Below are 14762 nucleotides of genomic sequence, written 5' to 3'. Positions count from 1 at the left end.
GAAAGTCTGTATTGCACGGACCTATCAGCAGCCCAATAGGAAAGGAATCCCATGAACCGTCTCCTTCGGCGAAGCCTCGCGACGCTCGTGATGATCGCAGCGATCGTGCTGCCAACCGCGTTTTCGGCGACTTCTGCCCAAGCGGCCACGTACGCCTGTACCTCGGCTGCCACAATCGGCGGGCTCTCCGTACCCGTTTACCACACCGGCGCAGGCGAGACCCAGTACTGCACCATGAGCACGAGTCAGAGCGCGACATGGAACGGGGGTGCCTTCGCTCTGCAGTATGCGCTTCACACCTGCTACGGGTACGACCTCGAAATCGACGGTCATTTCGGCCCGGACACAAAGAAGTTCCTCGCAAAGGCACAGGCCCGTGAAGGCATCACCGGCGACGGCGTCTACGGACCGATCACGTCTAGCCATCTGAAGTTTGTTCTGGCGGCGTCACCCTCCAAGTGCGGCGGGCGGGTCTGACGTTCAGCGGACGCAGAAGAGCCCGTCCGAGCGAACTCGGACGGGCTCTTCTGCCACGGGTGGAGGTGCGGGGAATCGAACCCCGGTCCGGTGACGCAGATCCAGGACTTCTCCGGGCGCAGTCTGCTGTTGATTTTCTCGGCCCCAGCACTCACGCAGACAAGGTGCTGACGGGCTCAGTCAACTAAAAGTCCCTGTTGCGCCGTTGACGAGCGCAGCAAGCAGTGGCTCCCTAGATGACGCCAGGAACCGGGGCGAGAGCATCCCCGGGCTGACGGACTTCGAAGACTCGCTCAGGCGGCGAGTGCGAAGTCGGTGCGCTTGGAATCGGCACCTATGGGTTTGCAGGCATCGTTAACGAGATAAGCCTGCGTCCTCGGCCCGCTTCTCCTCGAAGCACGACGACCGTCGAAACCGATCACCCCCGTGTGAAGTTGTCAACGCCAGGACGCCCGTGTGATGACGAGCCCGACGGCGACGCACGCCGGAGCGTGCGCTGACAGCCTACGGGATGAACCGCCCGTCGGGCACGGGTATTCCGGGGAGGCACGGCGCTACCGCCTGACGGCCTCAGAGCTTGCCGCGGCTCACGGAGTCGACGAACAGACCGGCGGCGATCCCGACCAGCCAGGTGTCCTTCGCGAGGCCGATCCCCTGCGGGGACGGCCGGACGCTCCCGTCGCGGGTAGCGCCGGGCGTCTTGACGTAGAGGCCCACGAGGCCGCCCGAGAACACGCCCAGCGCCAGCGAGACGAAGGCGGTCGGGATGAACGGCACGATCAGCGCGACGCCGAGCGCCATCTCCGTGTTCGAGAGGGTCCGGACGAACCTCGCCGGCTCCCAGTCCGCAAGGAACGGGTAGGCCGTCGAGGCCTGACCGTGGAGCATCGCGGCGTGCTCCTCGTCGACGTTGCGCTTGTCGAGACCCGAGCTGAGGATGAACGCGCCCGCAGCGAGCCGTGGAAAGAGCTGGTGCAGCTTGATCATGCTGCCAACCTACGGCGCCACGTCCGATTCGTCACCCGCGGCAGGGTCAGGCCAGCTCCCGGTGCCGGATGGCCCGCTGGGACTCGAGGTTGTCCTGCCGCTCGCGGAGCGCCTGCCGCTTGTCCCACTCCTTCTTGCCTCGCGCGAGCGCGATCTCGACCTTCGCACGGCCGTCGAGGAAGTAGAGCTGGAGCGGGATGATCGTCTGGCCCTTCTCGTGCGAGCGGGAGCCGAGGCGCTCGATCTCCGACTTGTGCAGGAGCAACTTGCGCTTGCGCCGCGGCGCGTGGTTGGTCCAGGTGCCCTGCGAGTACTCGGGGACGTAGACGTTCTCGAGCCACGCCTCGCCCCGGTCCACGAGGACGAAGCCGTCGACGAGCGACGCGCGACCCTGCCGCAGGGCCTTGACCTCCGTGCCGTTCAGGACGATGCCGGCCTCGAACACGTCCTCGATGACGTAGTCGTGGCGGGCCTTGCGGTTGGTCGCGACGACCTGGCGGCCCGTGTCCTTCGGCACCGTGCTCAGCTCCTGAAGTGGTGGGGTGACGACGGCGCGCGGTGCTCCGTCCGACCCACCAGCCTACGGGACCGCGCCCACGGCGAGCCCGCGATTTGTCAGGGCAGGAACGGCTCAGGGCAGGAACGGCATGGGGTTGGTGAAGCTCCCGTCGAGCATGACCTCGAAGTGGAGGTGGCAGCCCGTGCTGAGGCCATAGGTCCCCGCGTGCCCGACCGTCTGGCCCTGACTGACGTGCTGACCGTCCCGGACCGAGTAGTTCACCATGTGGTTGTACGTGGTGAAGAGCTCCTTCGACCCGTAGGACCCGTTGTCGACGACGACCCGGTTGCCGTAGCCGCCCAGCCATCCCGCGTAGACGACGGTGCCGGACGCGGCCGCCTTGATCGGCACGCCGCATGGCGCGTGGAGGTCGACGCCCGAGTGGAGCCGCCAGACGTGGAGGATCGGGTGCAGCCGCATCCCGTACGACGACGTCACGTACGTGTTCGCGACAGGCCACGCGAGCCGGCCGGCGGAGACGTTCGCGCTGCCGGACGAACCGCCCGACGAGCCGGAGCTTCCGCCACCGGACGATCCACCGCCGGACGAGCCGGCCTTCTTCTGCTCAGCCGCCCGCTTCTTGGCCTCCGCCTCCTGGCGCTTCTTCTCGGCGGCCGCACGCGCGGCGTTGCGCTCGCGGACCTGCTGGGCGAAGACCGCGACCTGGTGCTGAGCCGCGGCGGTGTCGGACTCGTTCTGGTCGAGCGACGCCTTGGCCGCGGCCTTCTCCTTCTCGACGGCGGCCGCCTTGGTCTTCTGCTGCGCCTGCAGCTGGTCCAGGGCGGCCTTGCGCTCCTGGGCCGCCTGCTGCGCGGCCTGCGCCTCCTTGACCTTCTGGTCCGCCTCGGCCTTGAGGTCCGCCACCTGCTTACGGACCGCCTCGAGCCGCACCGACCGGTTCTTGGCCACCGCCTCGGTGTCCTGCAGCGACCGGAGCTCGCGCGACTGCGTCCGCGAGACCGTCTTGGCGAGCGCGTAGTCGTCGACGAACTGCTGCGTGCTCTGCGCGCCCGTCACGACGCCCAGGCTCGTCAGCGCCCCGTCGCCCCGCATCGAGCGCCGGGCCATCGCAGCGACGTCGTCGTGCGCGGCGGCGACCTGCGTGGCGCCCTTCGCCACCTGGCCCTCGAGCGCCGTCTCCTGCGCCTGCGCGTCCGCGAGCCGCTGCGCCAGCAGCTGCTGGGCGCGCAGCGTCGACTCGACCTTCCCGTTCGCGACGTCCAGGTCGGCCTGCGCGACGGGGATCTTCGCCTCGATGCCCTTGAGCTCCAGGTAGACCTTCGACAGCGTCGCGGAGGTGTCCTCGAGCTCCGACTTCAGGTTCTCGTTCTTCGCCTCGAGCGCCTTCTGCTTCGCGACCGCCGCGGCTCGTCGGTCGTCGAGGTCGTCGGCGTGCGCCCCGACGGCCGATCCCGCGAGCAGCGTCGCGCCCACCGCCGCGGCGAGGGCGCGCGCCAGCCAGAGCCGCGCCGTCGGGCGCGCGCTCGAGGAACCGGAGGAACGGGTCAGGTCTCGCATCTCACACCCTCGTGTAACGGCGCAGGGTCAGGACGCTCGCGACGGCGGCGAGCACCACGGCGACCGCGAGCAGGACAGGCGCGATCGTGAGCACGTCCCGTTCGGTGACGTACGGCGCCCAGGTCACCGAGCGCGCGAGCCAGTCGTCGACGAGGTACTTCACCGCCAGCCACAGCCCGCCGATCGCGAGGCACGCGCCCAGGAGCGCCGAGAACGCACCCTCGAGCATGAAGGGCAGATGGACGAACCAGTTGCTCGCCCCCACCAGGCGCATGATGCCCGTCTCTCGGCGCCGGCTCATCGCCGACAGCCGGATCGTCGTCGTGGTCAGCAGCACCGCCGCGAGGAGCATGACGGCGGCCAGGCCGGCCGAGAGGTACGACGCGCGGTTCAGGGCGAGGAACAGCGAGTCGAAGATCCGGCGCTCGTCCTGCACGTACTCGACGCCGGGACGCCCGGTGACCACGTCCGCGACCACCTGGTACTGCGACGGGTCCTTGAGCTTGATCCGGAACGACGCCTGCATGTCGTCCTTCGTGAGCTGCGTCCCGTTGTAGCCGTCCGGGTAACGCGCCTGGAACTCCTTGAACGCCTCGGCCGTCGACTCGAACTGGACCTTCTCGACGAGCGGCGCCACCGTCGGCGACTTCATCAGGGCGGACAGCGCGTCGATCTGCTGCTGCGTGGCGGCCCCGCTCGAGCAGCCGGCCTCGGTCGAGCCCTGCGGGCACAGGAAGACCGACACCTCGACCTTGCCGTACCAGTCGTCCTGCAGCTTGCCGATCTGCATCTGGAGGAGCGCCGCCGCGCCCACGAACGTCAGCGACACGAACGTCACGAGCACCACCGCGACCACCATGGTCACGTTGCGGCGCAGGCCCTGGCCGATCTCGGACAGGACGTACTGGAACCTCACGCGATGCGCTCCGATCCGTAGGCGCCACGGGACTCGTCGCGCACCACCTCGCCCGTCTTGAGCTCGATGACGCGCTTGCGCAGCTCGTCGACCATCTCGTCGTCGTGCGTCGCCATGACGACCGTCGTGCCGTTGCGGTGGATGCGGTCGAGCAGGCGCGTGATGCCGAGCGAGGTCGTCGGGTCGAGGTTCCCGGTCGGCTCGTCGGCCAGGAGGATCGGCGGCCGGTTCACCATCGCGCGGGCGATCGCGACGCGCTGCTGCTCGCCGCCCGAGAGCTCCTCGGGCAGGCGCTTCTCCTTGCCGTCCAGGCCCACGAGCTCGAGCACCTCCGGCACCCGGAGGCGGATCGTGTGCCGCGGCTCCCCGATCACCTGCAGCGCGAACGCCACGTTGTCGAAGACCGTCTTGTTGGGCAGGAGGCGGAAGTCCTGGAAGACCACGCCGATGCCGCGGCGCAGCTGCGGGACCTTCCAGCTCGACAGGCGCGACAGGTCGCGGCCGGCGACGAACACCCGGCCGCCCGTCGGGCGCTCCTCGCGGAGCACCAGGTGCAGGAAGGTCGACTTGCCGGAGCCCGAGGCGCCGACGATGAAGACGAACTCACCGCGCTCGATGTCCACGCTCACGCGGTCCAGCGCGGGACGGGCACCGCGCGCATACACCTTCGTGACGTCGTCGAACCGGATCACGCTCGATCACCCCTCCCGTGGGCGCGCCTCGCCGCACGCGGCCACGCGCGGCGGGTTCGACACTATGCACGGCGTCCGGCGGGCCCGACGGCGACACGCCGGGGTGCCGCTTGCCTGGACGGGGCCTGGACGCGGGCGCGCGAGGGCGCTCGAAGGCGCCGGGGAGAGGGAGGGGGGCGGGGTCAGGACGCCTGCGCCGCGCCACGGCGCCAGCGGATCCCGGCCTCGATGAAGTCGTCGATGTCGCCGTCGAACACGGCCGACGGGTTGCCGACCTCGTGCTCCGTGCGCAGGTCCTTGACCATCTGGTACGGCTGGAGGACGTAGGAGCGCATCTGGTCGCCCCAGCTCGCCTTGATGTCGCCCGCGAGCTCCTTCTTCTTCGCCGCCTCCTCCTGCTGGCGGACCAGCAGCAGGCGCGACTGGAGCACGCGGAGCGCGGCGGCGCGGTTCTGGATCTGCGACTTCTCGTTCTGCATCGACACGACGATCCCGGTGGGGATGTGCGTCATGCGGACGGCCGAGTCCGTCGTGTTCACCGACTGCCCGCCCGGGCCCGACGAGCGGAACACGTCGACCTTGATCTCCGACTCGGGGATCTCGATGCTGTCCGTCTGCTCGATCAGAGGGATGACCTCGACCGCCGCGAACGACGTCTGGCGCCGGCCTTGGTTGTCGAACGGCGAGATGCGGACCAGGCGGTGCGTGCCCGCCTCGACCGAGAGGTTCCCGAACGCGTACGGCGCCTTCACCTCGAACGTCGCCGACTTGAGGCCGGCCTCCTCGGCGTAGGACGTGTCGAGCACGTGCGTCGTGTAGCCGTGACGCTCCGCCCACCGCAGGTACATACGCAGGAGCATCTCGGCGAAGTCCGCGGCGTCGACGCCGCCCGCGCCGGAGCGGATCGTGACGACGGCCTCGCGCGCGTCGTACTCGCCGTTCAGGAGGGTGCGCACCTCGAGCAGGTCGAGGTCCTTGCGGATGCCCGCGAGCTCGCGCTCCGCCTCGGCGAGGGTCTCCGCGTCTCCCCCGTCCTCGGTCCCCATCTCGACCAGGGTCTCGAGGTCGTCGATGCGGCTCGCCATGTTCGTGACCCGGTCCAGCTCGGCCTGCGTCTGCGAGAGGGCCGTCGTGACCTTCTGCGCCGCGTCGGGGTCGTCCCACAGGTCCGGGGCGGCGGCCTCCTCCGACAGCTGCGCGACCTTCTTCTCCAGCGCGGCCGGGTCGCTCACCGACTCGATCGACTCGAGAGTGCTACGGAGGGCCTTGATCTCAGCCGGGAAGTCGATGGTCGCCACGAGGTTCTACCCTACGCGACGGCGACGGGCCGCCTCCCCATGGGGGGAGACGGCCCGTCGGGCTGCCACAGGAGTCCGTCAGCTGCTCGGCGCGATCGAGACGATGCGCCACTGGGCCCCACCCTTGCCGTCGGGGGTCACGTTGACGAGCCAGTTGTCGTACGTGACCGACGACGCGGCGTCGCCCGCGTCCGCGATCTGCTTCTTGACCGCCGCCGTCATGCCGGTCTGCGTCTCGACGAACGCGACCACGTCGTCCTGGCCCTTGGCGACCGTCAGGCTGATCTGCCCGTGGTACGGCGTCGCCTTCGCGTCCGGGAACTTCTCGTTGATCGCGTCGGCGAGCTTCTGCGCCGCGACGTCGGCAGGGCGCTGGGTCGCAGCGCCGGTCGCCGCCGCGGCGCTGGTGGTGGTGGCGGACGACGACGAGTCGTCGTCCGAGCTGCAGGCCGCCGCGCCGAACCCGATCAGGGCGGCGAGGGGCAGGGCGACCAGAGCGGTCTTCTTCATGGCAACGGGCTCCTTCATCAGCTGCGTCTGTTCTCGTCTGTCTCGTCAGCGTCACCGCCGGCATCCGACGCCACGAGGGACCGCACGACCCGACGCGGTCGCGCCACGGCGTCAGGTCTGGGGGACAGCTCTTCTGGACGAGGTGCGGGCCGCGCGACGGTGCGACCATCCGGCGCGGTGCGGCGGCACTGGCCCGGTGAACTGCGGGGCCAACGAGGTCGGAACGCCGACGTCGGGCCGCACCCTCGAACGGGATGCCACCACCAAGTTAACACCGCGTTCACATGCTGCCCTCACGGATTTCCCGGTTGGCCCGCTGTGGTCAGGTGGTGCGCCCTGGCTCGGGCAGGCGGGTCGGGGGCTCGGGTCGGTCAGCGCCGAGCAAGCGGATCCGACGTCGAGCAAGCGGGTGATCGCTGCTTGGTCGGCGGAGGACGTTCTTGCTCGACGACGCTGCGCGCCCGATCTCCCCGTCGACGCTCAGTCGGCTCGCGCGCGGGCGTCCGCGGTGACGACGACCCCGCCCGAGAACCCGGCCGTCGCCCACGTGAGCAGCGCCGGCCGGACGCGGGCGCGCAGCACGACCTCCGCGGTGCGACCGTCGGGGGTGGACGCGCTCACCACGCGGACCTCCTGGTAGCCGGCCACGAGCTCTGGCGAGTCGCCGAGCACGGCGGTGACCGCGTCCTGGACGTCGGCGTCGGAGAGCACGAGCGCCGGCGCGGCGCCACCCCCCTGGCTGGCGAAGTAGGCGCCGCGGTCCAGGCGGTCGGCGGCGTCGAGCGCGATCTGGTCGGCGGCGTCGTACAGGCGCTTGCGCTCGAGGTGCACCGAGGACGCCGACGCCACGGCGAGGATGAGCCCCAGCGCCAGGACGACGACGCCGATCGTGAGCAGCATGACCTGACCGGACTCCCGGTCCTCCGTGCGCCTCATCACCACCCCGACAGGTCCGCGTAGCGGGGGAACGTGCCGTGCGCGCTCGCCTCGACCGGAACCGCGAGCGGGACGTGCGCCCGCACGAACGCCGGCACCATCGGGAGCGCGACCTCCACCCGCACGTGCGCGACCACCGCGGTGCCCGACGCGCCGCACGGGCCTCCGAGGCACGACAGCGCGACCGCGCCCGCGGCGTCGTCGAGGGGGACGTGCTGGTCCTCGAACGCGAGCCGCGTCGCGTCCACCGCGAGCGCCGCGCCGGTCCCCTGACCCGGCGCCATCACGAACACCCGGGCCGCGCCGCTGGCCGCCGACTCCGCCGCGAACGACGCGGCCTGGACCCGGCCGACCGTGAGGACGAGGTACACGAGCGGAACGAGCAGCACGAGGCTCGCGCCCAGGAACTCGACGAGAGCGCTCCCCCGCTCCGACGCGTGCCGGCCGGCCCCGGCGGGCCGTGGCGCGGGCTTGCGTCGAAGGTCCGGCGCCCTCACCGAGGCTCCCGGACGGCGTGCCCGACGACGTCGATCACGCCTCCGGGGCCGAGCAGCCCCACGACGGGCAGGGGCGCCTCGACCGAGACCTCGACGACGTCGACGCCGTCGCGGGTCGTGTAGCGGGCCGTCACGTCGCGCGCGTACCGGGACGACAGGTCCGCGGTGACGAGCTCTCGCGTGCGCCGGACGGCGTCGTCCGGCCCGCGGTCGGCCCGGGCGCCGTAGCGGGCGCCCTCCGCCGCGCTGTCGACGAGCATCGACCGCACGTGCTGGGCGAGCGCGACCTGCACGACACCCAGGAACAGCACGACGAGGAGCACCGACACCAGGACGAAGTCGACGACGGCCGACCCGTCCTCCGCGCCTCGCGGCGGCGCGCCACCCGCACGCGGCGCGCCCCGGCTCACGGGCCCTTGACGCTGTTGATCGCGTTGCTGAACGTCGAGGTGAGGGCGGGGCCCGCGATCGCCCAGAGGGCGATGACGAGACCTGCGGTCATCAGCGTGACGAGCACCCAGCCCGGCACGTCGCCGCGCTCGCGGTCGTCGCCCGCACGGCGCGCGAGCCCCGCGCGCAGACGGTGCACGACGGTTCCCGCCAGGACGTGAGCACTCCGGCTCACGAGATCGATCAGCGGCTTCTTCACTGCTACCTCCGGTGTTGCGGCTGGTGGTCGACGCGCGGGGCGGTCGAGCGAACGAGGATCACGACGTCACAGCCCGATGCGGAGCGTGACGAGACTGGGGAAGACCGCGAACACGACAGTCACCGGGAGCACGAGGAACACCACCGGGATCATCATGGCGACCTCCTTCTTGCCGCCCGTCTCCATGAGCGCGCGGCGGCCCGCCTCCCGGACGTCCTGCGCCTGCGCGCGGAGCACGTCCGCGAGCGGGGTGCCGCGCTCGACCGCGACCGAGACGCCGTCGGCGAACCGGGTGACGGCCGGGAGGGCGATGCGGTCGGCGAGCTGCTCGAGCGCCCGCACGAGCGACGTGCCGGAACGCACCGCCGCGAGCGCGACGCCGAGCTCCTCGGCGAGCGCGCCGTGCGCCGTCCGGCGGACCCGGTCCAGCGCGCCGACCGGCGACTCCCCCGCCGTCACCGCAAGCGCGAGGAGCTCGGCGACCGTGGGGAACTCGGCGAGGATCCGCTCCTCCCGCGCCGCGACCTCGCGGCCGAGCAGGTAGTCGCACACGAGCGCGCCGGCGACGCCGCACAGCGCGACGAGCGCGAAGAGCGGGACCACGGACGCGCCGCGCGCGACGAGCAGCAGCACCGCGAGCGCCAGGCCGACGGCGAGCCCGACGACGCCGAAGACGACCTGCCGCGCCCGGTACTGCTCGACGGACTCGGCGCGCCCCGCGCGCAGGAGCCGGCGCGCGAGCTCGGCCCGCGACGACCCGAACCGCTCGAACGCGCGGCCGACGTCGTCGAGCCACGGCGCGGCCAGTCGCTCGAGCGCCCCGAACGGCGTCCGCACCGGGGCGGCCGCGAGGAGCGCCGACTCGGCCGACGGCGCGCGGAGCCACGGCGCGACCCGCTCCACGAGCGTGGTGCGGCGCGCGCGCAGGCGGGCGACGACGAGCAGCAGGCCGAGCGCGAACGCCGCGCCCGCGACGGCGCCCCAGCCGGCGAGGTGGGCCGTCATCGCAGCACCCGCGTCTCCTCGGGCAGGCGCCCGATCCGGATCATGAGCCGGTAGGCGAACGCGCAGCACAGGGCGCCCAGCCCCAGCACGGCGACGCCGGCCACGGAGTCGTAGGCCCGCGCCGTCTCCGGCCGGGTCGCGAGCAGCGCCAGCACGACCCACGGACCCGCGACGGCGAGCCGCGCGGCGTTGACCGTCCACGACTGCCGCGCCTCCAGCTCGCCGCGGGTCCGCGCGTCCTCGCGCAGGAACGTGGACAGGGTGCGGAGCAGACGCCCAAGGTCGGTGCCGCCGACGTCGCGCGTCATGCGCAGCGCCTCGACGATCCGGTCGCCCACGGGGTCGGCGAGCCGCGCCTTCAGCGCGTCGAGGCAGGCGGAGAAGCGGCCCGACGCTCGGAAGTCGGTCGCGAACGCGCGGAACTGCGGCCGGAGCTCGACGGGCCCGCGCTCGCCGAGCTGGGCCACGGCCTCCGGCAGCGACAGGCCGGCGCGGACGCCCGACGCCAGGTTGTCCACCACCTCGGGCCAGACCTCGCGCAGCGCGACCCGGCGGCGTCGGGCCCGCGACCGCACGAGCATGGCGGGGATCCCGGCCGCGAGCAGCGCGAACGCCAGGCTGATGACCCCCGATCGCGTGAAGGCCAGGCCCAGGAGCGCGACGACCACAGCCACCACGGCGCTCGCCCCCACGAGCCCGCCGGGCGTGACGCCCGTGGCGCCCGCCTGGACGAGCAGGTCCTGCGTCCGTGCGGACCAGCCGTCGACCCGGCGGGTACGCGTCGTCGGCGCCCACCACGCGGTCCACACCGAGCACAGGCCCGCGCCGAGCAGCAGCCCCACCACGACGCCCATCAGCGCTCCCCGCCGTACGTGCCCGCGAGCCTGTGGGGGTCGGCAAGCAGAGCGAGGACGTCGACCCCCACCCGCTCGTAACGGTCGAGCGCGGGCGGGACGCCGTCGCCCCGCACCAGCTCGCCGCCGTTCCGGCCGCCGCCGACGCGATGAAAGATCGTCGACGTCTCGACGACGCCCTGCTCGACCCGGCCGGGCACGCCGACGATCTCGCGGACCTGGCGGCGCCCGTCGGGCGCGACGCCGAGGTGCACGACGACGTCGACCGAGGACGCGACGGTGGGGAGCACGAAGCGGTCGGACACGTTCTCGCCGGCCAGCAGCGGCAGGGCCGTCATCTTGCCGATCGCCTCACGCGCCGAGCTGGCGTGCAGCGTGCACATGCCGGGGATCCCCGAGTTGAGCGCGATCAGCAGGTCGAACGCCTCGGCCTCCCGGACCTCGCCGATCACGATGCGGTCGGGACGCATGCGCAGCGCCTCCTTGACGAGGCGGCGCAGGGTGATCTCACCGGTCCCCTCGAGGCTCGGCTGTCGGCACTGCATCGCGACGAGGTCACGCGCCGCGATCCGCAGCTCGAAGACCTCCTCGCACGTGATGACGCGCTGCGTCGCGGGCACCGAGCCCGCGAGCGCGTTGAGCATGGTCGTCTTGCCGGCCTGGGTGGCCCCGGACACGAGCACGTTCAGGCCCGCACGGACGGTCGCGTCGAGGAACGACGCCGCCTGCCCGGTGAGCGAGCCCAGCCCCACGAGGTCGGCCAGGTGCGACGCGCGCAGCACGTGCTTGCGGATGTTCACTGCCATCTCGGTGCGCGTGACGTCGGGGATGACGACGTGCAGCCGCTCGCCCCCGGGGAGGCTCGCGTCGACGAAGGGGCTGGACAGGTCCAGGCGGCGGCCGCTCGAGGCGAGCATCCGCTCGACGAGGTCGCGCAGCTGCTCGTGGCTGAGGATCGTCGTGGTGAGCTCCGGCTCGCCGCGCCGGGCGACGAACACCTGCGCGGGGCCGTTGACCCAGACCTCCTCGACCTCCGGGTCGTCGAGGTACGGCTGGAGCGGACCGAAGCCGGCGACGGCGTCGAGCACCTGCTGCGCGACCGCCTTCGGGTCGGCCAGCGGCGGCACCACACCCTGGGCGGTGCGCGCGTCGTAGTCGCCGAGCGCGTCGGCGACGAGCTGGCGGGCGGCCGCGGCGTCGCGCGTGGGGTCGATGCCCCGCCTGCGCACGAGCTCACGGACCTCGCGCTCGAGGATGTCGGCGCCGTTCACCCGTCCCCCTTTCCGGCCCCCCGGCCGTCCCGACCACACGCCGTCGCGTGGTCCGGTCACGGTAGCGGGGTCAGGCCGTCCCGCGTCCGGCGCCTGTGGATAAGACAGGTGCGGCGCCGAGGTTGCCAGGGGATACCGTTCCAGGTCCACACTGTTCCACGATGTGGGACGCGTTCCGGTCGGGGTGCGGTTCCGGTCGAGGTCAGGCGGGAAGCAGCGCGCGAGAGGCCTCGAGCCCCTCGCGCGTGGCGCGGACGGCGTCGAGCGTCCGGGCGTCCCGCGCCCCGCCGACGACGACGCACGCGATCCCGAGCCGGTCCAGCTCGCCCGCGAGGCCGTCCACGGGCTCCTGGCCCGCGCACACGATCACGGTGTCGGCGGGGACCTCGCGGGCCGCGCCGTCGGCGTCCACGACCTCGAGGACCCCGGGCCGGATCTTCGTGTACATGACACCGGTCACCATCTGTACGCCCGCATGACGGAGCGCGCCGACGACCACCCAGCGCGCCGTGGCACCGACGCCGGCGCCGATCTTGCCCGAGCGGCGCAGCACGGTCACCGACCCGCCCGGCCGCGGGGACGTCACCGGAAAGCGTGCGGGCTCGGGAGCGGCCCACCGTTGGGCGGCGGCGCGACCCGGAAGGCCGCGGTCGACCTCGACCCCGAACCGTTCGCCGAACCGCGCCGCCCGGGCTGCCTCGTCGTGCTCCTCGACGAGGAACGTGGCGACGTCCACGCCGACCCCGCCGCCTCCGACGATCGCGACGGACCCGTCGGGCACCCCCTGGCGGAGGGCGGTCTCGTAGTCGACGACGTGCGGCAGGTCGGCGCCCGGCAGCCCGCCGGGCCCGGGGTCGAGCCGGCGCGGCCGCACCCCGGTCGCGACGACCACCCCGTCGAACCCCACGACGTCGGACGCCCGAGCCCGCTCCCCCACCCGCACCTCGGCCCCGAGTTCCGCGAGCTCGGCCGCGAGCCCCGCCACCGCGGCGGCGTAGTCCTCCTTGCCGGGCACGCGCGCCGCGAGCTCGAGCTGCCCCCCGAGCACGTCCCGCGCCTCGAACAGCGTCACAGGCCTCCCGCGCCGCGCGAGGTCGACCGCTGCGGCCAGCCCGGCGGGCCCGCCCCCGACGACGGCGACACCCCGAGAGGCCGAGACCACGGACGCACGGCCGGAACCACGCGGACGGTCGCGCGCGGACGTGGCACCCAAGGCGACGTCGGCACGAGCGGGCGGCCGGGGATCCTTCGCGCCGTCGTGGAGGGTCTGGCGGGAGGCCCCGAGGGACGAGGGGCCGGATGGAAGACGGCGCGAAGGATCTCCGGCCGCGCGCGAACCCGACGCCGACGCCCGACCGGACCACGATCGAACGCGAGGCAGCGGCAGCTCCACCTCCCGCCCGGCGCGCGGGTTCACGAGGCACGAGACGCGCTCCCCGACGAGCGACCGGTCGATGCACGCCTGGTCGCACCCGAGGCACGTGGTGACGAGGTCGAACCGGCCCACGAGCGACTTGGCGACGATGGCGGGGTCGGCGAGGAACGGCCGGGCGAGGGCGACGGCGTCGACGGTGCCGCGGGCGAGGACGTCCTCGACGTCGCGCAGGTCGGTGAACCTGTTGCTGGCGATGACGGGCACGCCGGGGCGCCCGCTGGACCGGACGGCGGCGGCGACGCGTTCGGCGACGGGGATCCAGGCGCCGTGCGGGACGGCGGACTGGACGGTGGGGACGCGCGACTCGTGCCAGCCGACGCCGACGTTCACGGCGTCGGCGAGCGGCGCGTCGTCGGTCCCGACGAGCTCGTGGACCAGCGCGGCGACCTCGGCCGCGCTCGACGATCCCGGCATGAGGTCGTCGCCGGAGACCCGCACGAGCACGGGCACCTCCGGCCCGACGGCGTCGCGCACGGCCTGCACGACGGCGAGCGGGAAGGCCCGGCGCCGGACGTCGTCGCCTCCCCAGGCGTCCTCGCGCAGGTTCGTCAGGGGCGAGCAGAACTGGTTGACCAGGTATCCCTCGGAGGCCATGACCTCGACGGCGTCGAAGCCGGCCTCCACGGCTGCGCGCGCGGCTGCGGCGAAGTGCCGGACGACGGCCAGCACCCCGGCGTGCGTGAGCTCGCGCGGCACGGCGCCGCGGGCCGCGCGCCAGGGCACGGGCGACGGCGCGACCGCCTGCTCGGGGCCGCCGTCCGCGCCCACGACCCCGTCGAGCAGCGCGTACCGCCCCGCGTGGAACAGCTGCGCGGCGATGCGCCCGCCGGCGTCGTGGACGGCGGCGGTCACCTCCGCGAGCGCCGCCCGGGTGGCCGGGTCGGTGAGCACGGCGTAGTCCGCTCCCCCGCGCCCGGGCCCGTCGACCGCGAGCCCGCCCGTGACGACGAGCGCCGCTCCGCCGTCGACGCGCTCGCGGTAGAACGCGGCCAGCCCGGCGGCGTCGGGCACGGCCGACCACGCGCCGGGCGGGACCGCGCCCGCAGCCTCGAGCCCCGTGTGCATGGAGCCGAGGACGACGCGGTGCGGCAGCTCGAGGCTCCCGAGCCGCCAGGGGCTCCGCGTGCGGGCGAGCGGGTCGGGCGCCATGGGCCGGCC

General features: G+C 73.0%; 16 protein-coding genes and 1 other RNA gene. 1 reads left to right on the top strand and 16 read right to left on the bottom strand.

Translation table 11 applies throughout. The features are described 5' to 3' along the window. The first annotated feature begins 51 nt into the window (after positions 1 to 51). Positions 52 to 477, top strand: a complete 426-nt coding sequence (locus tag ACLQ14_RS17055) for a peptidoglycan-binding domain-containing protein (protein WP_425815206.1) — start codon at positions 52 to 54, stop codon at positions 475 to 477. Between the two features lie 57 nt (positions 478 to 534). Here ACLQ14_RS17055 and ssrA read toward each other — a convergent pair. From ssrA to ACLQ14_RS16975, 16 genes are all read right to left on the bottom strand, one after another. After that, positions 535 to 903: a transfer-messenger RNA gene (gene ssrA / locus ACLQ14_RS17050) on the bottom strand. Between the two features lie 144 nt (positions 904 to 1047). Next, entirely contained in the window at positions 1048 to 1464 is a 417-nt protein-coding gene (locus tag ACLQ14_RS17045; RefSeq protein ID WP_425815204.1) for a hypothetical protein, read from the bottom strand. A 46-nt stretch (positions 1465 to 1510) separates the two neighbouring features. After that, positions 1511 to 1981 carry an SsrA-binding protein SmpB gene (gene smpB, locus ACLQ14_RS17040; protein WP_425815202.1) on the bottom strand — a complete coding sequence of 157 codons (471 nt, stop codon included), beginning with the start codon at positions 1979 to 1981 and terminating at the stop codon, positions 1511 to 1513. Between the two features lie 114 nt (positions 1982 to 2095). Continuing rightward, the gene (locus tag ACLQ14_RS17035) at positions 2096 to 3541 is read right to left on the bottom strand and encodes a peptidoglycan DD-metalloendopeptidase family protein (RefSeq protein ID WP_425815200.1); all 1446 of its coding nucleotides are present in this window, start codon (positions 3539 to 3541) and stop codon (positions 2096 to 2098) included. 1 nt (position 3542) lies between these two features. Beyond that, a complete protein-coding gene (gene ftsX, locus ACLQ14_RS17030; protein ID WP_425815198.1) occupies positions 3543 to 4457 on the bottom strand; it encodes a permease-like cell division protein FtsX in 915 nt (304 codons plus the stop codon). Then, positions 4454 to 5149, bottom strand: a complete 696-nt coding sequence (ftsE, locus tag ACLQ14_RS17025; protein WP_425815196.1) for a cell division ATP-binding protein FtsE — start codon at positions 5147 to 5149, stop codon at positions 4454 to 4456. Before ftsE ends, ftsX begins: the two co-directional genes overlap by 4 nt. A 182-nt stretch (positions 5150 to 5331) precedes the next feature. Next, complete coding sequence (prfB, locus tag ACLQ14_RS17020; protein ID WP_425815194.1) at positions 5332 to 6447, bottom strand: peptide chain release factor 2; 1116 nt, start codon at positions 6445 to 6447, stop codon at positions 5332 to 5334. Between the two features lie 78 nt (positions 6448 to 6525). Next, positions 6526 to 6957 (bottom strand): hypothetical protein, encoded by a 432-nt coding sequence (locus ACLQ14_RS17015; protein ID WP_425815192.1) that lies wholly within the window; start codon positions 6955 to 6957, stop codon positions 6526 to 6528. Between the two features lie 480 nt (positions 6958 to 7437). Continuing rightward, positions 7438 to 7893 carry a pilus assembly protein TadG-related protein gene (locus ACLQ14_RS17010; protein ID WP_425815190.1) on the bottom strand — a complete coding sequence of 152 codons (456 nt, stop codon included), beginning with the start codon at positions 7891 to 7893 and terminating at the stop codon, positions 7438 to 7440. After that, positions 7893 to 8390, bottom strand: coding sequence for a pilus assembly protein (locus tag ACLQ14_RS17005; protein WP_425815188.1), 498 nt, complete (start codon positions 8388 to 8390; stop codon positions 7893 to 7895). The genes ACLQ14_RS17010 and ACLQ14_RS17005 overlap by 1 nt, the downstream gene beginning before the upstream one ends. Beyond that, positions 8387 to 8800: a TadE/TadG family type IV pilus assembly protein gene (locus ACLQ14_RS17000; protein ID WP_425815186.1), complete on the bottom strand. Its 414-nt coding sequence runs from the start codon at positions 8798 to 8800 to the stop codon at positions 8387 to 8389. The genes ACLQ14_RS17005 and ACLQ14_RS17000 overlap by 4 nt, the downstream gene beginning before the upstream one ends. Next, positions 8797 to 8994: a hypothetical protein gene (locus ACLQ14_RS16995; RefSeq protein WP_425815329.1), complete on the bottom strand. Its 198-nt coding sequence runs from the start codon at positions 8992 to 8994 to the stop codon at positions 8797 to 8799. The genes ACLQ14_RS17000 and ACLQ14_RS16995 overlap by 4 nt, the downstream gene beginning before the upstream one ends. A 111-nt stretch (positions 8995 to 9105) precedes the next feature. Beyond that, complete coding sequence (locus ACLQ14_RS16990; RefSeq protein WP_425815184.1) at positions 9106 to 10044, bottom strand: type II secretion system F family protein; 939 nt, start codon at positions 10042 to 10044, stop codon at positions 9106 to 9108. Further along, positions 10041 to 10898, bottom strand: a complete 858-nt coding sequence (locus tag ACLQ14_RS16985; RefSeq protein WP_425815182.1) for a type II secretion system F family protein — start codon at positions 10896 to 10898, stop codon at positions 10041 to 10043. The genes ACLQ14_RS16990 and ACLQ14_RS16985 overlap by 4 nt, the downstream gene beginning before the upstream one ends. After that, a complete protein-coding gene (locus ACLQ14_RS16980; protein ID WP_425815180.1) occupies positions 10898 to 12169 on the bottom strand; it encodes a CpaF family protein in 1272 nt (423 codons plus the stop codon). Before ACLQ14_RS16980 ends, ACLQ14_RS16985 begins: the two co-directional genes overlap by 1 nt. 202 nt (positions 12170 to 12371) lie before the next feature. Further along, the gene (locus ACLQ14_RS16975; protein ID WP_425815178.1) at positions 12372 to 14753 is read right to left on the bottom strand and encodes an FAD-dependent oxidoreductase; all 2382 of its coding nucleotides are present in this window, start codon (positions 14751 to 14753) and stop codon (positions 12372 to 12374) included. Positions 14754 to 14762: the final 9 nt, after the last annotated feature.

It is taken from the genome of Luteimicrobium sp. DT211, assembly GCF_049844995.1.
GTDB lineage: Bacteria > Actinomycetota > Actinomycetes > Actinomycetales > Cellulomonadaceae > Luteimicrobium.
Note: the sequence above shows the minus strand (reverse complement) of the source record. Positions and strands in the feature narration are given on the sequence as shown.

Excerpts from the sequence above, each read along its gene's own strand:
- ACLQ14_RS17055 (WP_425815206.1), top strand. The coding sequence starts at position 52 with ATGAACCGTCTCCTTCGGCGAAGCCTCGCGACGCTCGTGATGATCGCA.
- ACLQ14_RS17045 (WP_425815204.1), bottom strand. The coding sequence starts at position 1,464 with ATGATCAAGCTGCACCAGCTCTTTCCACGGCTCGCTGCGGGCGCGTTC.
- ACLQ14_RS17035 (WP_425815200.1), bottom strand. The coding sequence starts at position 3,541 with ATGCGAGACCTGACCCGTTCCTCCGGTTCCTCGAGCGCGCGCCCGACG.
- ACLQ14_RS17015 (WP_425815192.1), bottom strand. The coding sequence starts at position 6,957 with ATGAAGAAGACCGCTCTGGTCGCCCTGCCCCTCGCCGCCCTGATCGGG.
- ACLQ14_RS17010 (WP_425815190.1), bottom strand. The coding sequence starts at position 7,893 with ATGAGGCGCACGGAGGACCGGGAGTCCGGTCAGGTCATGCTGCTCACG.
- ACLQ14_RS16990 (WP_425815184.1), bottom strand. The coding sequence starts at position 10,044 with ATGACGGCCCACCTCGCCGGCTGGGGCGCCGTCGCGGGCGCGGCGTTC.
- ACLQ14_RS16985 (WP_425815182.1), bottom strand. The coding sequence starts at position 10,898 with ATGGGCGTCGTGGTGGGGCTGCTGCTCGGCGCGGGCCTGTGCTCGGTG.
- ACLQ14_RS16975 (WP_425815178.1), bottom strand. The coding sequence starts at position 14,753 with ATGGCGCCCGACCCGCTCGCCCGCACGCGGAGCCCCTGGCGGCTCGGG.